This window comes from Halarchaeum acidiphilum MH1-52-1 (assembly GCF_000474235.1).
Lineage (GTDB): Archaea > Halobacteriota > Halobacteria > Halobacteriales > Halobacteriaceae > Halarchaeum > Halarchaeum acidiphilum.
On record NZ_BATA01000051.1, the window covers coordinates 1 to 19,253 of the forward strand.

General features: G+C 64.7%; 18 protein-coding genes, 1 tRNA gene and 1 pseudogene. 10 read left to right on the plus strand and 10 right to left on the minus strand.

Features of this window, described 5'->3' with window-relative positions:
• The 3 genes from AOZ13_RS09565 to AOZ13_RS09575 all read right to left on the minus strand — a co-directional run.
• Window positions 1–3,167 (minus strand): Eco57I restriction-modification methylase domain-containing protein (locus AOZ13_RS09565; protein WP_049934049.1); only part of this gene is annotated, 3,167 nt, incomplete at its 3' end.
• Between the two features lie 3 nt (window positions 3,168–3,170).
• Entirely contained in the window at window positions 3,171–3,362 is a 192-nt protein-coding gene (locus tag AOZ13_RS09570; protein WP_020221383.1) for a hypothetical protein, read from the minus strand.
• Between the two features lie 73 nt (window positions 3,363–3,435).
• Complete coding sequence (locus AOZ13_RS09575) at window positions 3,436–3,621, minus strand: hypothetical protein (protein WP_020221384.1); 186 nt, start codon at window positions 3,619–3,621, stop codon at window positions 3,436–3,438.
• 224 nt (window positions 3,622–3,845) lie between these two features.
• Between AOZ13_RS09575 and AOZ13_RS09580 the strand changes: the two are divergent.
• Window positions 3,846–4,595 (plus strand): annotated as a pseudogene (locus AOZ13_RS09580) (GGDEF domain-containing protein); the annotation flags it as partial.
• An 862-nt stretch (window positions 4,596–5,457) separates the two neighbouring features.
• Entirely contained in the window at window positions 5,458–6,495 is a 1,038-nt protein-coding gene (locus AOZ13_RS09585) for a DUF4352 domain-containing protein (RefSeq protein WP_159103061.1), read from the plus strand.
• A 409-nt stretch (window positions 6,496–6,904) separates the two neighbouring features.
• Here the strand turns inward: AOZ13_RS09585 and AOZ13_RS09590 are convergent.
• From AOZ13_RS09590 to AOZ13_RS09605, 4 genes are all read right to left on the minus strand, one after another.
• A tRNA-Val gene (locus tag AOZ13_RS09590) sits at window positions 6,905–6,979 on the minus strand.
• 135 nt (window positions 6,980–7,114) lie between these two features.
• Window positions 7,115–7,648, minus strand: coding sequence for a cob(I)yrinic acid a,c-diamide adenosyltransferase (locus AOZ13_RS09595; protein ID WP_021780442.1), 534 nt, complete (start codon window positions 7,646–7,648; stop codon window positions 7,115–7,117).
• On the minus strand, window positions 7,645–7,896 hold the full coding sequence (locus tag AOZ13_RS09600) for a glutaredoxin family protein (RefSeq protein ID WP_044957410.1): 252 nt from the start codon (window positions 7,894–7,896) through the stop codon (window positions 7,645–7,647). The genes AOZ13_RS09595 and AOZ13_RS09600 overlap by 4 nt, the downstream gene beginning before the upstream one ends.
• Window positions 7,897–7,932: 36 nt before the next feature.
• Window positions 7,933–8,523 carry a hypothetical protein gene (locus AOZ13_RS09605; RefSeq protein ID WP_020221390.1) on the minus strand — a complete coding sequence of 197 codons (591 nt, stop codon included), beginning with the start codon at window positions 8,521–8,523 and terminating at the stop codon, window positions 7,933–7,935.
• A 118-nt stretch (window positions 8,524–8,641) separates the two neighbouring features.
• Here AOZ13_RS09605 and AOZ13_RS15010 point away from each other — a divergent pair, with 118 nt between their 5' ends.
• Together AOZ13_RS15010 and AOZ13_RS14480 are read left to right on the plus strand one after the other, a co-directional pair.
• The gene (locus tag AOZ13_RS15010) at window positions 8,642–9,067 is read left to right on the plus strand and encodes a methylated-DNA--[protein]-cysteine S-methyltransferase (protein ID WP_021780443.1); all 426 of its coding nucleotides are present in this window, start codon (window positions 8,642–8,644) and stop codon (window positions 9,065–9,067) included.
• Between the two features lie 39 nt (window positions 9,068–9,106).
• Window positions 9,107–9,274 (plus strand): DUF7838 family putative zinc beta-ribbon protein, encoded by a 168-nt coding sequence (locus tag AOZ13_RS14480; protein WP_020221392.1) that lies wholly within the window; start codon window positions 9,107–9,109, stop codon window positions 9,272–9,274.
• Between the two features lie 14 nt (window positions 9,275–9,288).
• Here AOZ13_RS14480 and AOZ13_RS09615 read toward each other — a convergent pair whose 3' ends face one another.
• Window positions 9,289–9,678: a DoxX family protein gene (locus tag AOZ13_RS09615; protein ID WP_020221393.1), complete on the minus strand. Its 390-nt coding sequence runs from the start codon at window positions 9,676–9,678 to the stop codon at window positions 9,289–9,291.
• A gap of 112 nt (window positions 9,679–9,790) precedes the next feature.
• Window positions 9,791–11,446, minus strand: a complete 1,656-nt coding sequence (locus AOZ13_RS09620; RefSeq protein WP_148294580.1) for a hypothetical protein — start codon at window positions 11,444–11,446, stop codon at window positions 9,791–9,793.
• A gap of 111 nt (window positions 11,447–11,557) precedes the next feature.
• On the opposite strand from AOZ13_RS09620, the gene AOZ13_RS09625 reads away from it, so the two are divergent.
• A complete protein-coding gene (locus AOZ13_RS09625; protein ID WP_020222557.1) occupies window positions 11,558–12,298 on the plus strand; it encodes an SDR family oxidoreductase in 741 nt (246 codons plus the stop codon).
• A 3-nt stretch (window positions 12,299–12,301) separates the two neighbouring features.
• Here AOZ13_RS09625 and AOZ13_RS09630 read toward each other — a convergent pair whose 3' ends face one another.
• Window positions 12,302–14,002 carry a cation:proton antiporter gene (locus AOZ13_RS09630; protein WP_020222556.1) on the minus strand — a complete coding sequence of 567 codons (1,701 nt, stop codon included), beginning with the start codon at window positions 14,000–14,002 and terminating at the stop codon, window positions 12,302–12,304.
• 168 nt (window positions 14,003–14,170) lie between these two features.
• Here AOZ13_RS09630 and AOZ13_RS09635 point away from each other — a divergent pair, with 168 nt between their 5' ends.
• From AOZ13_RS09635 to hmgB, 5 genes are all read left to right on the plus strand, one after another.
• A complete protein-coding gene (locus tag AOZ13_RS09635) occupies window positions 14,171–14,617 on the plus strand; it encodes an NYN domain-containing protein (RefSeq protein ID WP_020221797.1) in 447 nt (148 codons plus the stop codon).
• Window positions 14,618–14,650: 33 nt separating this feature from the next.
• Window positions 14,651–15,496 carry a TatD family hydrolase gene (locus AOZ13_RS09640; RefSeq protein ID WP_020221798.1) on the plus strand — a complete coding sequence of 282 codons (846 nt, stop codon included), beginning with the start codon at window positions 14,651–14,653 and terminating at the stop codon, window positions 15,494–15,496.
• Between the two features lie 84 nt (window positions 15,497–15,580).
• Window positions 15,581–16,165 carry a DUF2150 family protein gene (locus AOZ13_RS09645; protein ID WP_020221799.1) on the plus strand — a complete coding sequence of 195 codons (585 nt, stop codon included), beginning with the start codon at window positions 15,581–15,583 and terminating at the stop codon, window positions 16,163–16,165.
• A 38-nt stretch (window positions 16,166–16,203) separates the two neighbouring features.
• Window positions 16,204–17,772, plus strand: coding sequence for an Ig-like domain-containing protein (locus AOZ13_RS09650; RefSeq protein ID WP_021780447.1), 1,569 nt, complete (start codon window positions 16,204–16,206; stop codon window positions 17,770–17,772).
• Between the two features lie 125 nt (window positions 17,773–17,897).
• A complete protein-coding gene (gene hmgB / locus AOZ13_RS09655; protein WP_020221801.1) occupies window positions 17,898–19,235 on the plus strand; it encodes a hydroxymethylglutaryl-CoA synthase in 1,338 nt (445 codons plus the stop codon).
• Window positions 19,236–19,253 lie beyond the last annotated feature (18 nt).

A 19,253-nucleotide genomic window follows, 5' to 3' on the forward strand; every position in this document is an offset into this window, starting at 1 on the left:
CTTTGTGAGGTACTGAGACTCCTTGGCTCGGCTAAATGCTGACCGTACTCGAGCCACCGGGTCCCCGAGTCTACGTGCCATGCACTTACGTCCCGACCCCGGACGTATGGATAGTAGTCTTCTCCCTCTTTCTTCGCTGAGCGAAACACGTCCTGTTCGGCTTCTTCGCCAGACTGAGGGGGAGATCCCTTTCCCTTTTGGTATACTTTCACACCAAATCGGCTGATGCAGTGATCGCTTACCTTGTGGCTATTATCGTCAATTTTCTCTAGTATCTCAAAGTCATTCGTTCTCACTGAAAGACTGAACACCGTTCCATCAAAGAGATCCCACGCTTCAGTTGTGGACCATTCTCTGACGTTCTCTGTTGGAGACGCGAACCGATCGATGGGGAACTTCCTCGAACGAGAAGTCTGTGTTAGTTTTGCAGTAAATACAATAGGTAATACCGTCGCATCTGGGAATACATTTACAGAGCGGAAATCACCGACCCCCTGCACCTCGATCCGTTCCAATAACCATTCGCGTAGGGCCTCGTAATGGCTATTATTCAACCATGTATTTGGAGTGATAAACCCGAACTGTCCCTGTCGACTGGTGAGATCCACCCCAAGCTGGATAAAGAGAGCAAATAGATCGTATTGGTCAGACATACAGCTATATCTTCCTTGGAAAAACGGCCTAGCTTTTCGAAGATCTTCTCCCCATTCACGACCCGCTAGATACGGCGGATTTCCAATAACGGCATCAAACCCAGAGTCCTCTAATCGCTTCCCACTCTCTCCATAGAACGCCACAGGGAACTCGAGCTCCCAGTGGAAGAACGCCTCCCCCTCGGCCATCGCCTGTGCACTCTCGAACCAGTCCTGCCCCTCAATGTCCGCCCACGAATCGTCCCGGAGCGCTTCAGCCATCCGCTCGTAGGCATCGCCCGGCACATCAAGTCCGAATTCCTCGGCCGTGTGGACGTTGGCCATCGCCAGCAAATGCTGATAGAGCGGATCGTCCCGGACCTCCTCGAAGGCCGCCTCCATCTCCTTGATGTCCGCCAAGGACTCGTTGTCAATGGAGAGCAAGTCCTGAAAGCGATCCATGACGTGTTCGAGAGCCTGTTGGCGCGTCCGCGCGAACGACTGCTGGAGAGTAAGCTGACCACCCTCTGTCTCAGATTCCCCGTTGCCGAGCACCTCCTCTATGTCGCTCCCGACGAGCGAATTTCCGGTCTTTAGGTGGTGGTCGAGGAAGGCGAGTGGCTGTTCGGCCGCGAGCGTGCGGAGCCACAGCGAGACTTTCGCCAACTCGACGGCAAGGGGGTTCAAGTCCACGCCGTAGATACACCGTTGGGCGACCTGGCGGCGCGCCCAGTTGATGTCGTGCGACTGGTCGATAGACTCGACACCCTGCTGTTCGGCCTGGCGCTCTTGGGCGTTGATAATCCCCCGCGCGAGATAGTCGACCGCGCTCGTGAGGAAGTGCCCACTCCCCATCGCCGGGTCCAGGATTTTCAGGTCGAACACGCGTTCTGCGAAGTCCTCCGCGAACGCTCCCCCGCCCTCCTGCCCCCACGGGTCCGACGCGAGCAGATCCTGATAGATGTCGTCGACGAGCGGTCCCAGCGTTTCTTCGACGATGTACTCGACGACGTACTCGGGAGTGTAGTACGAGCCCGTGGCCTTGCGCTCACCACTGTCTGTCGTGAGGTACACGTCACCCGTCTCCACCGCGACATCGTCGCCCACATCGGCGGAAACGTACTCGCCATCATCAAGCGTCAGTGGCTCCCCCGCCACGTTGAGGTCGTACTCGAGGAGCCCTTCGTAGATGCTCCCGAGGTGGCGGATGTCCAGCGACGAGTAGTCCACGAAAATCTTCCCGCCGCCGTTCGCGTTCTCACTCCGCGTTAGCAGGTCGATGACCTCCGCGAGATGCTCGTCCCCAGCCTCGTAGCGGGCGAGGAAGCGCGCTTCGCGACTATCGTCTTCCTCCGGGTCAGTGCGGAACAGCCCACCGTTGTACGCGGGAATGTAGAGGTCGTCTTTGGGGATGCCCTTCGACTTGCTCCCCTGGTCGATGAGCGTGAACAGCTCGTCGAGGCGGGACCAGAGGTTGTCCTGCCAGTCGCGGTACGACGGATCGGCGCTGTCGCGCTCTTCAGCGACGTCCTGCTTCAGCGAGTTCAGGCTGTAGGACTCGCGGTATATCTCGTTGTCCGTGTTCAGCAGGTCGCGACCCTCGCTCTCCGCGTACAGCACGAAGATAAGCCGGTACAGGTAGATGAGCGATGCGTCGTGCACGAGGTCAAGCCGAGCCTCCTCGAAACTCGAACGGGTGTCAGGGAGCAGGTCGGCATCGTCAAGCGCCTCCGCCCCCAGGTCGTTGTCCGGGTACTGGAGGAAGCCCTCCGAGAGCACCTTAATCGCCTCGTAGATGTTGTCCTGAAGGTCCTCCCCTAACTCCTGGGCGAAGATGTTGGACTCGTCGTAGACGTCGTCGAGGAAGGAATCGCCACTCGCGTCGGGCAGGAACGCTTCCTGCCGGAAGAAGAGGTAAAAGTACTTGAACTCCTCAAGGTTGCCCTGTTCAAGGACGGTCGGCAGGTCGATCTCGTAGTAGGAGTCCAGCCGGTGGCTGGTCGGCCCGTAGTACAGTCGCCACTTCTTGCCGTTCGTGAGAACGGCCCACTGTGTGGGCGTCTCCTGGAGGTAGACGTGAATCTGGTAGCTGGGATTCTCGAAGTCGCGTTCGCGTTCGCCGCGCGTGTCGAGCGCGCGACCCCAGCGTTTGGCGTCCGCGACGGCGACGGCATTCTCGTAGAAGTCGTCGCCCTCCTCCCGGCGCTGGAATGCAGTTCTCGCGGCATCCTCAGACTCGAAAAAGCCGTAGTCCGGGCGACGGGCACCTCGGTCGACGCTCTCCTCGACCTCGAAGGGAATCCCCAGCTCCCGGAACATGGGGCGGATGAACTTCTCCTCGAGCTGGGACTCGTTGCGCTGTGGCGCGGTGTCCTGCTCGCGCTCCCAGAGGGAGTGAATCCGGTCGTACGCGTCCCTGAGCTCGTCCTCCGAGACGTCGTTCCATTCTTCGGTGTCCGGGAGGTGGTCGTCGAGGTAGTGATTGGAGAACAGATCGCGGTTCGTCCGGTAGTCGAAGGTGATCTGCGCTGACATGGATTAGACGGGGGAGATGATCAGAAAGCGCTCGGTATCCTTGCTGTCGATGAGGGCGTGGGCGACTTCCTTCGCGTCTGCCACGTCGACTTCGACGTCGTCTCCGATGTCGAGGTCGAGTGTATCGAGTTCGTCACCGGAAACGTTGATTCGACCGGATTGCCCGGTGTTCCGCGAAACGCGCTTGCGAACCATTGCGATGCTCTCAACATTTCCCCCACCCTACATAGTCTTTACTTAGACTAGGAAGTCGTGGGGGAGAGCATCGTCACTTCCCACTCGTAAACACATAGAGGTCGTACAGGCGGTGGCCGAGCCCAATGACGCTCAATCCCAGGAGTATGGCAAGGAGGAACAAGTTTGGTGACCGATCCGCCACGAGTAGAAGGGTGCCTACTACTATCGCCACTGTAAGGAGTGTCGACCAGCGCCCTTCACCGATCACTTCTCCCATACACTGAATAGTTCGGCTCCGACGAGAAAAAGACGGGTATTTGTCAGCGGTGTCTGCTTGTTTTGAGTTCTTGATCAGCGGCCTTGTTGGACCATCAAATTAGTGATGTGCTTTAGCAGTCCGGATGAATACACGATGCGTATCTTGAACAAGGGACTCGTAATAATACCGCTACTCGGGTCAACCAGTATAGACCAACAATTAAGCATTAAAACCGCCAACTACAGACTGACATGTCCGATTCACCAACGGGAAATAACCGCTCTATAGATGAGAACACGACCATCGGTTACCTTGACATTGACGATTTCAAGTACATCAATGATACACACGGGCATCAGTTTGGAGACGAAGTGATTGCGAGAGTAAATGAGATCGGAGTTGAGTGTGTACCCGACCTTGCAGACTTTACTCGGGAATACGGGCAAGGTGATGAGTTCGTTGTCATTCTACCAGATACTGATAAGGATCAAGCTAAGAGTATCATGGAGACATTCCGAGAAACTGTTCGTGATGACGAACCAAATGGAGCCGAAGTTACGGTGAGCATCGGGATCGCGGGAACAGAAACCGAATCGACAAATTTTGAGGAGGGGAAGGGGCGAGCAGAAGAAGCGATGCGGCGAGCCAAAAAGTGGGGAGGAAATCAAGTTCAGGTATACGGAGAATTCGAATCCCTCAAAGAAGTGAGCGTCAAATTTGATCTCCAAGCTACTCCAGGACGTCCTGATGACTTGATGGTGATTGAAACGTGGCGTGAAGGCACTGAGACAGATATTCGGGCAGAAGAGATACGGAACGAAACAACGGGTGCAAAGTATGCGAGTGAAACAGCTAACACGCATACTTCCAAACCATATGCTGAGGAAGAAATCCGATCTGTCGTATCCAGTATTCGATCAGTCGATCGTCGAGGCGTCAACTTCACAGTACATATTAGAGAAAGTCAGTACGAGGAACTACTCGCTGAGTGAAGTCATTAGTAACCTATACTTTCTCTGTGTACCGCATAGCAATACTATCAGTCGTGGGGATACAGAGCCCCAATCAGCCAATCCTAGTGAATGGGTTCACGCCCATGGCGCTTGAACGACAAAAGGCCGGTTCTTGTCGGTAATAGCGCCCCTGACGTCCTGCTGTGGTTCGCATGGATCTTTAGCGGCGATGCGGAGGGCGCACAGTAGTTCGGCCCTGAACGACCACTTGCGGGCATCCTCGTAGATTTCAAGAGATTCGCACAGTCGACACCAAGCGTCCACCGGGACGGCATAGACGAGATAGCCATCGGCCACAGAGTATGGTCCCTCCGTGGGGATGTCGCTGAAGTTCTCGGTCGCCTCGTGATGGAGGCGGGCAAGGGCTTCGTTGAGGTCGTCTTCAGCGTATTCCTCGTCGTATCTGCCGAGCGCATCGCGGGCGGCCTGGAGGAGTGCGAGCGGGGGGCGTGATGGTGTTGGATTCTTCGGCCCATCCTCTCGAGATAGTGCCCGTATTGGGGTAAACGGTGGGAATTCGATGTACCCACTGTCGTTGCGAGTGCCGACCGCAGTCAGGAGTTCGACCCTGGCATTTCAGCGGAGAGGCGGGCGCTGGGAAGTTCGTAGGGACACTACGAGTGTATTCGCACACTGGGAGTGACCCTCACTGAGAAACAGGAACTGGATTGGCTTGGTTGATTGGTCCCGGGCACGCGAAATGCTGTTCTCGTCATTACTCCGGACACAAGCGAGCGAAAGTAGCGATTCAAACAGAGGCAGTTTGAACGAGAAATATTGTACCGTGAATAATCTAATTTAGGAGTCATGTTTTATACTCCCAGAGAATATGGGTCAGCGTATGGTAGATAAGACCCGACGTAAACTTCTGAAACTCGCCCCACTTGCCACGGTCGCCCTCGCAGGTTGCAGTAGCGGTGGAAGCGGGAACTCACCGACTGACACCTCAACGAGCGAGTCAACCTCAACTCAATCCCAAACCAGTACGGATACCACGGCAGAGCACGAGACGGAGAAAACGACGGAACAACCGCGGTCAGCCTCCGTGAAGCTCGGGGAGGTCGTATCGGATGATCAGCTGAGCATGGTAGTGAAGTCGCTGTCGAAGACGGATTCGCTCGGTGAATACCAAAAGGCGGAGGACGGGAACACGTATGCTGTGGTTCGGTTGGAGGTGAAGAACACGACGCAGAAGAAGTACGCGAACTTCAGTAGTTTCCTTCAGACGAAAATCCAGGATAGCGAAGGATACACGTACACGCCGACATTGAGCGTGTCGGACAGCGCGTTCCAGGGCGGACAGCTGGCGCCAGGTGAAGTCGCGCGTGGTGACATCGCGTTCGAAATTCCGCAGGATGCGAGCGGTCTGACGCTTCAGTTCGACTTCTCTTCGTTCTCTTTCTTTGAGCTGAACCGTGTCACCGTCGATCTTTCCTCGTCAGCGGGGTCGGTCGGAGACCTCAAGCAGTCACTGCACGTCCCGATTCACGGCGTTGGCGACTCGGTGACTCACGACGGCATACAGGTGACCGTGAACGGGGTGGAATTCAAGACGTCGCTCGGACAGTACACCCAAGCCCCTCAGGGACGGGAATATGCCATCGTGGACGTGACGACGGCGAATAATACTGATTCGTCGGTCTCGTTTTCGTCCCTCCTGCAAATGGCGATGAAGGATGGAACCGGGAGGTCGTTCAGTTACGCGGCTGGGGCGTCTAGTCAGCTGACGCAGGCGTATCAGGGAGGCGATGTTGCGAGTGGCGGGAAGACTCGAGGGAAAATCGCATTCGAAGTCCCGAAGGGCGTGTCGCCGCTGTACTTCACGTTCGAGTATTCGGTAATCAGTGGCGGTTCGAAGACGTTCTGGAAAGTACGATAATACGTCGATACGCTATTTGATGCTGTTCTGGAGCCACTGAGTAGTACAGTATGGTCCGGGTCACCGGCGAAGTGGTGAGTGTCTGAGTGAAGTGACCCGGGGTATCTTTGCGACCTCCCCCTTCCCTGCTGGCCTTACCGAATACAGTGAAACAGCGGAACCTGTTGAAATATCGTCGATAGGCCTTGTTTTATTGTTCGGGCAGAGGCCCGTGCCAATCCCTGACATTCTTTACCCTCGCTACACTATCAATCACCGGAACCCAGGGACGGCGCTGACCCCCGTCAGACAGCCTGTTGGAATCCGCGTCTCAGCGACCCGCGAAAAAACGCCCCGAAAATGATGAATCCATCGCTACGCGCTCTGAAACGGGTGAAAAGAGGGTCTTACGGGCCCTCTGAGTCTCAGATGGGTCGGGGCGGATTCGAACCGCCGGCCTGCTCCGTGTGAAGGAGCCGTCATAACCTGCCTAGACCACCGACCCGCATCACGGAGTAGCGGCAGGGAAAACTTAAGGCTGCTTATTCGCCTCGGTGAGCGCGTCGCCGGTGGGCACCGGCGGCGTATCGTCGGCGCCGCGGCGGGACGGCGCGCAAGCCGTCTCGAGGCGCACGACGTCTCAGTACGTGGGTTCGTCCTCTGGGACGCCTTCGCGGGCGTTGAGGAGGCGCGCGAGCGTGAACAGCGCGTCCGAGAGGCGATTGAGATAGACGACGACGGTCTCGTTGATCGCCTCGTCTTCGGCGAGGGCGACGGCGCGGCGTTCCGCGCGCCGGGCGACGGCGCGCGCGTGATGGAGTGACGCGCCCGCGTCGCTCCCACCGGGGAGGACGAAGTGCGTGAGCGGGTCGAGTTCCGAATCGGCGTCGTCGATCCACTCCTCGACGGTCTCGACGTGCGCCTCGGTGATTCGGGGGTCGTCCTCGCTCGGCTCGGGGTTCGCGAGGTCGGCCTGTACGACGTGGAGGTGGTTCTGGGCCTCGCGGAGCGCGTCATCGACGTCGTCGTGTCCCGTCGGGAGGGCGACGCCGAGCAGGCTGTTCACCTCGTCGACGGTGCCGTAGGTCTCGATCCGGGCGTTCGTCTTCGAGACGCGTTCCGCGCCGCGGAGGTCGGTGCGGCCCTCGTCGCCGCGTCCGGTGTAGATCGTCACGTTTCGGCGTCCGCGAGCGTCGTCTCAACGTACGTGCAGATGTTCTCCGACTCGGGCATCGTGACGCCGCGCTCGTCGTCGACGAGGACGGGGACGGCGCGCTGCCCGCTGACGCGCTTGACTTCGTCGCGCTCGGAGTGCAGGGCCGCCGTCCACACCGTTTCGTAGTCGATATCGTGCGATTCGAGGGCGTCGTGGACCGCCTCGCAGTACGGACACCCCTCCAGCGCGTAGAGCGTGAGACTCACGCGTTCCGCGTCGGGCGCGACGACCAAAGGCCTTCCCTACCGCTCGGTCGTTCCCGGGCGACCGGAACGGGTGGACACGCTCGTCGCGTTCGGATCAGCGGCGAGCGTGACGCCGTCGTCGGTGCGTTCGACGGCGACTCCGGCGGTGAAGACGGCGGTCTTCTGAGCGCGAATGCGGTACTGCTGGCCGTAGTGGAGGGCGTCCGCGCCGTTCGCGAACGCCGCGTCGAGCGACGCGCCGCCGGTCGTCGTCGCCCGTTCGGCCGCTCCGTAGAGCGAGAGGCCGACGTAGAACCCGGGCGTGAAGTCGAGCACGAAGAAGGTCGTCGGGTCGCCGTCGTTCGCGAGGAGGTCGACCGTGTCGTCCGCGTAGAGCTTCCCCGCGGACTTCCCGCGCGGGTGGATCCCGACCTGTTCGACGTGGACGGTGAGGGAGTCGAGGTCAGCGAGCGCGTCGCCGGTCGGCGCGACGCGGACCGCGATCCCGCTCGAACTCCGGTGGTGGCTCGTGTCGCCGCTCCCCGAGCGCGGATTCAGGTTGATCGAGGAGCAGCCGGCGAGACCGGCGAGGGTGCCTGCACCGGCCGCGAGAACGCCGCGCCGCGTCCGTCGGCGGTCGTCGGTCATCACCGTGACGTTGGTCTCCCGCCCCCAAACCCGTACCGATCCGTTCGACGACGTCCCGGCGACGGACCGGTGACGTGCCGGTGACGGATTTTTGGGGGTGTGCGTCGTACCCGCGCTCGTGCGATGTACGGCCTTCGGGGCGACGTTCCCGATCGACGCGACGCTCCTCGACGTCGGCGAGGCGACGCTGCGCGCGCGGATCCGCGAGTACGAGCGCGATGAGCGCGAGTCGTTCGACGTCGAGGTGGCGTACCCCGAGGGCTTCCTCGGCGACGTGATGCGCGCGATGGCGGCCATTCCGTACGGGGAGACGCGGACGTACGGTGACCTCGCGGAAACGCTGGACAGCGCGCCCGTCGCGGTCGGACAGGCTTGCGGGCGCAACCCCGTCGCGATCGTCGTGCCCTGTCATCGCGTCGTCGCCGCGGACGGTCTCGGCGGGTTCTCCCTCGACTGTCCGGACGCGCTGGCGGTGAAACGCCGCCTCCTCGATCACGAGGGCGCGCGCGGCGGGGACACGACACAGACGACGCTCCCCGTGTAGTCCCGACACGTTAAACACGCTCGCCGCCGCAGAGCCGATATGGCCACGGAACTCGAACACGAGTGCCCGGACTGCGACGAGGAGCGGACCTTCTACCGCGCGGCGGCGACGAACCTCCACCTCGGGCTGAAGACGAAGTGGTACTGCCCGGAGTGCGACTACGGCTTCGTGCGCGTGAACGGCGACATCGACTCGTCGACGGCCTGAAAAGGGGGGGTCGTCTAGTCCTCGGTCGCGTGCTCGTAGAACGCGACGGCCGCGCCGAGCAGCGTGAGGTTCTGCAGGAAGGACGTGAGTTCCTCGCCGCGGGACTCCTCGTCGACGTTCCAGAAGTCGTGCATCAGGGGCGTGACGCCGACGAAGAACGCCGCGATGCTGCCGGCGGCGAGTCGCGGGAGCTTCCAGAGGCCGATGCTCGCGCTGCCGCCGAGGAGGAGCGCGCTCGCCGCGGGGACGAGCTTGTCCGCGGCCGGGACGCCCTTCGCGTCGGCGTAGGCGATCCGGCCGTCGAGGTTCGTGAGGTTGCGGATCGCGAGGATCGCGAGACCGCTCGCGAAGAGGACCCGGCTCAGTCGGGACGGGGCGGTGCTCGTGGTGTCGGATTCCGTCATCGAACGAATGAGAATAGACCAATCGGTATAGACGTCCCCCTCCCCGAGAGTACCGCCGGTTTCTTTGACAACAGCGAAGCGGCAAATCGTCCGCGGGGACGCGAACGTCCGGTCAGTACGGCTCGTGCGGGTCGCGGTCGACGACGCCGGGATCGACGCTCCCGACGGCGTTTGGATCGCTCGCGGTGAGGGCGTCGTGGAGGTCGGGAATGTCGTCGAGCGACGGCCCGCGATCCTCGCTCGGCGGCCGCGGCGTCGGAGTCGCCCGAGCGGACGCACGGGGGCGAGAGTCGCCGTTCGCGCCCTCGCGGCGCGCGTCGTCGCGCTTTGTTGCGACGCGTTCGCGCGAGCGATCGAGACCCGCGGCCTCGTAGTGCTCGACGGCCGCGTCGAGGTGCGTCTCCACCGCGCCGTTCTCGCTATCGCGCGCGAGCAGCGCGAGGCGTTCGTGGCGCTGGCCGCGGAGGTGGTGGGTGATCTCGTCGGCGCGCGCCTCGGGAACGTCATACTCGGCGAGCGCGTCGAGACCGTCCTCGAGGACCGCGACGGCGGCGGCGTGGTCGCCGCGCGCCGAGTGCGCGTTCGACGCCACGACCGTTCGGCTGTACAGGGGGTCCCACGGCGTCACGTCGTCGTCGGGGCACTCTTCAGCGGTCTCGCGGGCGCGCTCGAAGGCGGCGACGGCGAGCGCGTGATTCGTGGCGCTCCGGTGGCGGTGGCCGACGGCGCGGGCGCGCTCGTAGCGGGCGCGGACGCGAACCCAGTCGAGGTCGGCGGGGACGGCGGCGAGCGCGCCGTCGTAGCAGAGTTCGTCCGCGCGGGCGTCCGTTCGTCCCACCTCGCCCGTCCAGTAGCAGGCGTTCGCGAGGACGTAGCGGAACGTCTCGCGCGAGCGCCGGCTCGCCGGGCCGCAGAGCGCGCGCCACGCCGCGCCGCGCTCGCCGTAGTCGGCGCCGATCGCGCGCTCCTTCAGGCGGGCGTAGTCGCCGTCGTCCCCGCCGGCGCCCGCGACCTCGCGGGCCGCGTCGATCCCGCGATCCCGGGCGAGCGCGGCGAGCCAGTAGGCGCGGAAACGGCCGTCGTCGCGGTGCGCGAGGCGGACGAGATCGTATCCGAGGGCGCGCACGTCGTCGAGTCCGTGGACGGCGACGAGGTCGCCGAGCGCGTCGAGCGCGTCGACGTCGCCGATATCGGGTACCGAATCGAGACCGTCGGCGAGCGCTTCGAACGCCGTCGGATCCGCGACGGCGAGTCCATTTATCCCGCGCGCTGCGGCGCGGCAGAGCGGGTAGCGCCGCGCGTGCAGGTCGTCGGACGCGGCGCCGCTCGCGTCCGCGAGCGCCTCGGCGAGCGCGACGATCCCCTCGACGTCGAGGGCGTGCGCGCAGGCGTGGACGGCCGCGACGGCGGTACCGAAGTTCGCGCGGAGGGCGCGCGCGGCCTCGCCGTCGCCGCGGAGGGCGTCGGTCAGGCGGCCACCGAGCGTCGGATCGAGCAGGGGAAGGGCCGTCCCGCCCGCGTCGGTCCCGAAGCGGACGCGCGCGACGTCCGCGCCGTCGGGGACGACGACGGTGAGGCGCTCACCGTCGCGATCGAGACGCCCGGTATCGCCCGGGACGAGCGACGCGTCGATCGATGCGCCGTCCGGAAGCCGGCAGTCGTAGCGCCGGCACGGTTTGTCGCCGCCCTCGTGATCGCCGGCGACGCGCGTCACGGTGACCTCGCGGCCGTCGGCGAGCGCGTGCGACCAGCGGAATCGATGCGTCATGTGATCCCGGAGGGGCTCGCGCGGTTTCACCGCCTCGGTCGGGATGCGTCGGAGTCGGCGCGCAGTTCCGATTCCCGGACCCCCAACTGCGTGGGAGTCGTTCGCCACCGCATGCTCGACGACGACAGCGTCGCGCTCGTCACGGGTGCATCGTCAGGGATCGGTGCGGAGACCGCGATCCGGCTCGCCGAGGCCGGTGCGGACGTCGCGCTCGCCGCGCGCCGCGAGGACCGCCTCCGCGAGGTCGCGGCCGACGTCGAGGCGACGGGGAGCGAGGCGCTCGTCGTCCCCGCGGACGTGAGCGAGCGGGACGAGGTCGTTCGAATGATCGCGGACACCGTCGACGAGCTCGGCGGGCTGGACGTCCTCGTGAACAACGCGGGCGTGATGCTCCTCGAAGCCGTCGCGGACGCCGACCCCGAGGACTGGCGGACGATGGTCGAGGTGAACCTCCTCGGGCTGATGAACGCGACGAAGGAGGCCCTGCCGCACCTCCGCGGGGGCGGGCACGTCGTCAACGTCTCCTCGGTCGCGGGCCGCGTCGCCGGCGAGACGTCCAGCACCTACAGCGCCACGAAGTTCGGCGTCAACGCCTTCACGGAGGGACTCCGCGAGGAGGAGGCGGAGAACGGCGTGCGGACGACGCTGATCGAACCCGGGTTCGTCGAGACGGAACTCGCGGAGCACATCCCGGACGAGGAGATCCGCGAGCACTCGGCGGAGATGCTCGCGCAGATGGACGTCCTCCAGCCCGCGGACATCGCTCGCGCGATCGTCTACGCGACCGACCAGCCCGAGCACGTGAGCGTCAACGAACTCCTGATCCGGCCGACGGAGCAGACGCGGCCGTAGGTCTCACTCCCGGTCGGCATCGACATCGTTCGGTTCGAGGCCGAAGTCGGCCGCCTTCTCGCGCCAGAACTCGCGGAACTCCTCGTTCTCCTCGCCGCCGACCGTCGTCTCGCCGTCGCGCACCCGATCGAGCTTGAGGTTCACCTCTTCGAGGAGGCGCTCGCCGATTCGATCGGAGACGACGCCGCGGCGCATCGCGTCCATCACGGCCGACTTCTCCTGTTTGAGGATCCGGCGCTCACCGGCGAGCTGCTGTTCGTGCCGGAGTTCGGGGTTCGTGCGCAGGAGTTCGGTGATGGCCTCGCGGAGGTCGTCGCGTTCGCGCTCGTACTCCTCGGTGAAATCCGCGTAGACGTCCGCGGGGAGGTCGCCCTGTCGGCGGAGGCGCTCCGCGGCGTCGAGCGCGCCGTCGACGGCGCGCTGGCGGCCCGTGAGGAGCTCGTAGAGTTCTTGGGCGTCGCTTCGAGTGATGATCCCGAGCCGATCGAGGAGACGGCTCATCGTGAGTCCCTGCACGACGAGGCTGAACGCGGCGACGCCGAAGACGAGCGCGCGCAACTGCGTGCGGTACGGCTCGCCGATGCCCGCGGGAAGCCCGAGGACGAGCGCGATCGGGATGGAGGCGTGGAGTCCCGACCAGACCATCGTGTGTTGGTATGAGAGCGGGACCTCGCGGTCGCTCACCCGATTCATCGCCCAGACGATCGGGTAGACGCCGACGGCGCGCGCGAGGAGGACGAGCGGGATGGCGACGGCGATGAGGTCGGCGTACTGGACGAGCTGATGGATGGGCGTGTTGACGCCGATCATGAGGAAGATGAAGGTGTTGACGAGGAACGACCCGGTCTCGAAGGTGTTGAACACCGTGATCTTCGTCTGCGGACTCATCGCCTCCTCGGCGGCGCGGTTGCCGATGAGGAGACCGGCGGTGACGACGGCGATGACGCCGCTGACGTGGAGGTAGTGCTCGGCGAGGAGGAAGCTCCCGTAGGCGAGCACGAGCGCGAGCACCGTCTCCGTCATGTGCTCGTCGAGGTGGTACATGACGCGGTAGACGACGTAGCCGGTGACGAGGCCGACGAGCGCGCCGCCGACGCCGACGACGACCATCTCGAGGGCGACGTCGGCGAGGCGCGACGGCGTGAACACGGCCGCGGCGGTGAGCGAGCCATCTTGTACCTGCACGACGAGGTCGGCGATCGTCATGAAGAGGACGACGCCGACGCCGTCGTTCAGGAGGCTCTCGCCCTCGACGAGGACGGCGAGACTGTCGGAGACGCCGAGTTCCTTGAAGAGCGCGAGGACGCTCACGGGATCGGTCGGGAGGATCATCGCCGCGAAGAGGAGCGCGACGAGGAGCGGGAAGCCGAACGCCTGCTGGCCGATGAGTCCGAGGAAGACGACGGAGAGCACGAGACCGCCGACGGCGAGCGCGAGCACTATCGGGAGGTTGCGTCGGAAGCGCTCGAACTCGGTGTTCGCCGCGCCCTCGAAGAGCAGCGGCGGCAGGAGGACGAAGAGGATGATGTCGTGCGAGATGCTGAGACCGGGGTGGATGCCGATGACGGACGCGCCGAGACCGGCGATGAGGAGCGCGATGGTGTACGGGAATTTGCCGATCTTGGCGACGAAGGTCCCGACGCCGGCCGCGATGATGAACACGGCGATGAGATCGACGAGCTGAGATTCGAGACCGGTGGCCATACGCCGTCGTGCGGCCGGGGGGCACTACCCTCTTACGGCGCGTCGTGCACGATCGCGAGCGCGGAGGCGGCGTGGGCGCGGGTGCAGAGGCGGACGCGGGCGCGAGTGCGGAGGCGGACGCGAGCGCGGATTCGCCACCGCTTTACTCGCGGCGCGCACAGAGTGAGTATGGAACGGCTCCGTGACGCCCTGTCGGGCGGCGATCCGGGCGTCGCGCTCTTCGTCGACGGCCCGAACGTCCTGCGCGACGAGTTCGACGTGGACCTCGACGACGTGTTGGCCGCGGCCCGGGAGGAGGGCCGCCTCGTCGTCTCGCGGCTCTACCTCGACGAGCACGCGACGCCGGGACTGATTCAGGCCGGCGAGGCGCGCGGGTACGACGTGCGCGTGACGAGCGGTGACGTGGACGTGAAGCTCGCCGTGGACGCGACCGAACTCGTCCTGAGCGAGCACGTCGACCTGCTCGCGGTCGCCTCGCGCGACACCGACTTCAAGCCCGTCTTGGAGAAGGCGAACGAGAACGGCGTCGCGACGCTCGCCATCGCGCCCGGCGAGCACGGCCGCTCGGACGCCCTCCGGAACGCCGCCGACGACGCGCTCGTCCTCGAAGAGTAGCGCTTTTTCACGTCCGGCGCGCGGAGTGTGGGTATGCGCGAGTTGGGCACACCCGTACTCGACGACCACCTGCATCTCGACCGGAACGGCGCGCGCGGCATCGACGCCGTGCGGGACTTCGCGCGCTCCGGCGGCACGCACCTGCTCGTCGTGAACAAGCCCTCGTGGCATCTGGGATTCGAGGCCGAGACCGGCGCGGACTTCCGCGCCGTCTTCGAGGAGACGCTCGACATCGTCGCGGACGCCACGGACGAACTCCGCGGGCGCGCGTGGCCCGTCTTGGGGGTGCATCCCGGACTCGTCTCGCGGCTCGTCGACGAGCGCGGCTTCGCGCCCGAGGAGGCCGCCGACCTGATGTGCGCGGGTCTCGACGTCGCCGCCGAGTACGCGGCGGCGGGCGAGCCGGTCGCGCTGAAGTCCGGCAGGCCCCACTACGAAGTTTCGGACGACGTCTGGAACGCCTCGAATCGCGTCCTCCGACACGCCCTGAAGCGCGCCGCCGAGACGGGCGTCGCGCTCCAGTTGCACACGGAGACGACGGAGGACCTGACGGACGTCGGGGCGTGGGCCGAGGACGCGGGTCTCCCCCCGGAGCGCGTCGTCAAACACTACGCGAGCGGGACGCTCGCGGGCGTGACGAAGAGCGTGATGTGCGAGAAGGACTATCTGGAGACCGCGGTCGAATCGGGCGAGCCGTTCCTGATGGAGACGGATTACGTGGACGACCCGGATCGTCCGGGCGCGGTGATGGGACCGAAGACGGTGCCGCGGCGAGTGAACTGGCTCCTCGAGGCCGGCCGCGACGAGGCGGTGCGCCGGGCGCACGTCGAGACCCCCGAAGCCGTCTACGGGATCGACACCGAGGCGACGCTCGCGTAGCGGACGGACGCGGGCGTGGGATCCGGTATCGCGGCGGCCGGGCGATAGGAAAGGCATTTGTCTCGTGCTCCGGACGTATGGGGTATGAGCGACACCGAGGAGGAGTTCTACTCCGCCGAACGCTGGCAGAACTGGCTCGACCGACTCCGCGACGAGGAGCTGGATCCGGAGGACGAGGATTCGGCGCGCCTCCTCTACAACCTTCAGGACGACGTCGCGATCGCGGTGGCGAAGATCGTCTCCGCCCATCAGGACGACGAGCTCACGCAGGACGAGGCGATGGACGAACTCGAGTCCATCCGCGAGGTCGTCCTCGCCGAACCCGACTTCGACGACGAGGACAAGCGGATGCTCGTCGAGGGCGTCCAGACGAGTCTCGTCGCCGTCTTCTACTCGGCGGACGTCTACGTCTCCAACGGTCCCGCCGAGGACGCGAGCGTGCAGGAGTACGTCGAGGCGGCCGCGGCCGCCGAGCAGGACGAGGAGTTCGACCGCGCGCTCGACCTCACGGCGGGCGCCGGCTCGCGGCTCTTCGAGGGCGAGGAAGTCGATCTCTCCATCACCGAAGAGCTGGAGTACGGCCCGCTGACGGACTGGCTGAGCGGCCTCGACAGCCTCCAGAGCGCGCTCGCGGACCCCGAGGTCATCGAGGACGAGGAGAGCGCGTAGCCGTCGGGTTTACGACCTCGGCGGCAGAAGATCGAGCAATGAGCGACCGGAGGGCCGTCGCGGAACTCGTCGGCGCGATCATGCTGTTCGGCATTCTCATCATCTCCCTGTCGCTCTATCAGGCGCAGGTCGTCCCCGCGCAGAACGAGCGCGTCGAGTACCAGCACAGTCAGCAGGTGCAGAACCAACTGACGGACGTCCGGAACGCGATCCTCGGGACGGCGTGGTCGGGCAACAGCCGGCCGACCTCGGTGACGCTCGGCACGCGCTACCCGGGGCGGACGGTCGCGGTCAATCCGCCGCCCGCGACGGGGCGGTTGGCGACGGAGGAGTTGGGGAACGTCACGCTGACGAACGTTACCGCGGCGAGCGGTCCCGGGGGGTTGCGGGAGTATCTGGAGAGCAAGGACCACACCCTCTCGTACGGCACGAGCGCACTCGTCTACACGCCGGACTACAACGAGTACCACGACGCCCCGCGGACGGTCTACGAGAACACCCTTCTCTACAACGCCTTCGCGAGCGGCGACGAGCGGTCCCTCCCTCTCACGGGCGACTCGCTCGTCTCGGCGTCGGGTGATCGCGTCTCGCTCGTCGTGCTGACGGGCGACTACCGCGAGAACGGCGTCGGGAGCGCGACGGTCGACCCCCAGTCGGTGAGCACGCCGAGCGGCGGCGTCTACGTGAACGGGTCGCTGAACGTCTCGATGCCGACGCGGTTCCCGGTGAACGGGACGCAAGCGTGGCCACAACTGTTCCCGGCGACGGCACGGAACGTCCACGGTACTGACGGCGGCGAGAACCTGACCTTCTCGATGGAGAGGGGGGCGAACCTCCAGATTGGCGCCGCGAACGTCGGTTCGGGTGGGGCCGAGGCCCACCCGGCGTACGTCACACGGGTATCGCCGCGAGCACGGAAGGTTTCGCAGAGCGACGCGAGCGCGTTCACCGTACGGGTCCACGACCAGTACCTGAACCCGTGCGGAGGAGTGACCGTGAACGCGACGGGTCCCGTCACTCAACGCAGCGCGGCGACCGGATCGGACGGCATCGCGACGTTCGAGTACGAGGGAAGCGGGAGCGGGATCGTGAACGTCTCGTTCGGCTCAAACGGGACCGATGGCCCGCAGGCGCAGTGGACGAACTTCAGCGTGACGGATGGCACCGACGGGTCCGGTGGCACGCACGAGGGGGGCAGTACGCTAACGTACGACGGCGACGCGGCCCCGTATAACAGCCGGAGTAGTATCGGGTTCACCATGACGGCGAACCGGGACGCGACGATCACGGACGTGAACGTCACCGTGGCCAACGCGACCTACCTGTGGGATCAGAACGGTGGACAACCCGAGATCATCATCGGCGACGGGTACTACGACGCCAACCGGGCGGATTCCCCGAACAGCGATAATAAATACTACCGACTCGGGAACACCGTGTCGATGACGAGTAACGCGACGCTCACCGAAGGGTCGGAGACCACCATTCGGATGCAACAATTCTGGTCGGAGGCCGCGGAGGCCGGGGGGAATGAAACCGCGCCGACCGTTGACGTCCAAAACAAGCGCGTTACGATGACGTCGTCCAAAACAAGCGCGTTACGATGACGTTCACGTTCGCGGACGGGTCGAGGAAGATGATCGAGTTCACGAACGGCCACTACTGAGGCGATTCGTCACTCGTCGAAGCGCCTATCGACAGGCCCATAAGCCAGTTTCGTGAAAGACAGGCCATGACAGCCGTCGGAATCGACGCGGTCGAGGTCTGGACGGGCAAGTTGTCGCTCGACCTCGCCGAGACGTTCGCCCCGGAGCAGGGCGACGACCCGGCGAAGTACACGAAGGGGTTGGGTCTCCACGAGAGTTCGTTCCCGGACGCCCACGAGGACATCGTGACGATGGGCGCGAACGCGGCCTATCGGCTGATGGAGCGGAAGGGTCTCACGCCCGACGACGTGGGGCGGATCGACGTCGCGACGGAGTCGGCCTTCGACAACTCGAAGCCCGTCTCCACTTACATCGCGGGGTGTCTCGAACAGGTGTACGACGGGGACTTCCACCACGCGAACAAGGGCGAGCGGAAGTTCGCCTGCATCGCGGGGACGCAGAGCCTCGACGACGCGTGCAACTGGATCCGCGCGGGGCGACATAGGGGGCGCGGGGCGCTCGTCATCGCGAGCGATACCGCCCTCTACGAGCGCGGGGACGCCGGCGAGGCGACGCAGGGCGCGGGCGCCGTCGCGATGTGGGTCACCGAGGACCCCTCGCTCGTGGCGCTCTCCGTCGAGCAGGGCCACGGCTCCGCGGACGAGACGGACTTCCTGAAGCCGAATCAGCAGTTCCCGTCGGTCGACGGCAAGCGCTCCATTCAGGTCTATCTCGCGCGGATGCGCGAGGCGCTCGTGGACTTCGAGAGCGTCGCGGGCGAGGTCGGTCCCGAGGAATACGCCTACGCGCCGTTCCACACGCCGTATCCCGGCATGGTGCGCAAGGCCGCGCTCCTCGCGTACCGGCACACGATCCGCGGCACGGACGTCGAGGACGATCTCGCCGGGGATATCGGACGCCAGCCGCGCCGCGACGAGTACGACGACGAGGCGGCGTTCGACGACGCGATCCGGGACTACATGGACGCGCTGAAGGAGCGACCGGAGTACCGCGAGTGGTACGCGACGCACATCGACCCGACGCTCGCCATCAGCGAGCGCGTCGGGAACTGGTACACGGGATCGGTCCACCTCGCGCGCCTCTCGGCGCTCCATCACGCCGCGGAGAACGACCGCGACCTCGCGGGCGAGGAGGTGCTCGTCGCCTCCTACGGGTCGGGCGCGCAGGCGGAGATCCACGCCGAGACGGTGGGCGAGGGGTGGCGCGAGGAGATCGACGCGCTCTCCATCTTCGATCGGATCGAGTCGCGCTACGACCTCACCTTCGCGGAGTACGAGCGCGTCCACGACCGACACAACCACGCGAAGCAGGCGGAACTCGAGGCGTTCACGACGCCCGAAGACGAGTTCATCTTTGACGGCTGGGGCGGAATGAATGAGCGGACGTATCGGTACGTGGAATAGCGCGATCCCGGAGGGATC

Bases quoted from the DNA above. Each gene is read 5' to 3' on its own strand.
- AOZ13_RS09570 (WP_020221383.1), bottom strand. From the start codon at position 3,362: ATGGTTCGCAAGCGCGTTTCGCGGAACACCGGGCAATCCGGTCGAATC.
- AOZ13_RS09575 (WP_020221384.1), bottom strand. From the start codon at position 3,621: ATGGGAGAAGTGATCGGTGAAGGGCGCTGGTCGACACTCCTTACAGTG.
- AOZ13_RS09585 (WP_159103061.1), top strand. From the start codon at position 5,458: ATGGTAGATAAGACCCGACGTAAACTTCTGAAACTCGCCCCACTTGCC.
- AOZ13_RS09605 (WP_020221390.1), bottom strand. From the start codon at position 8,523: ATGACCGACGACCGCCGACGGACGCGGCGCGGCGTTCTCGCGGCCGGT.
- AOZ13_RS14480 (WP_020221392.1), top strand. From the start codon at position 9,107: ATGGCCACGGAACTCGAACACGAGTGCCCGGACTGCGACGAGGAGCGG.
- AOZ13_RS09615 (WP_020221393.1), bottom strand. From the start codon at position 9,678: ATGACGGAATCCGACACCACGAGCACCGCCCCGTCCCGACTGAGCCGG.
- AOZ13_RS09620 (WP_148294580.1), bottom strand. From the start codon at position 11,446: ATGACGCATCGATTCCGCTGGTCGCACGCGCTCGCCGACGGCCGCGAG.
- AOZ13_RS09625 (WP_020222557.1), top strand. From the start codon at position 11,558: ATGCTCGACGACGACAGCGTCGCGCTCGTCACGGGTGCATCGTCAGGG.
- AOZ13_RS09630 (WP_020222556.1), bottom strand. From the start codon at position 14,002: ATGGCCACCGGTCTCGAATCTCAGCTCGTCGATCTCATCGCCGTGTTC.
- AOZ13_RS09635 (WP_020221797.1), top strand. From the start codon at position 14,171: ATGGAACGGCTCCGTGACGCCCTGTCGGGCGGCGATCCGGGCGTCGCG.
- AOZ13_RS09640 (WP_020221798.1), top strand. From the start codon at position 14,651: ATGCGCGAGTTGGGCACACCCGTACTCGACGACCACCTGCATCTCGAC.
- AOZ13_RS09645 (WP_020221799.1), top strand. From the start codon at position 15,581: ATGAGCGACACCGAGGAGGAGTTCTACTCCGCCGAACGCTGGCAGAAC.
- AOZ13_RS09650 (WP_021780447.1), top strand. From the start codon at position 16,204: ATGAGCGACCGGAGGGCCGTCGCGGAACTCGTCGGCGCGATCATGCTG.
- hmgB (WP_020221801.1), top strand. From the start codon at position 17,898: ATGACAGCCGTCGGAATCGACGCGGTCGAGGTCTGGACGGGCAAGTTG.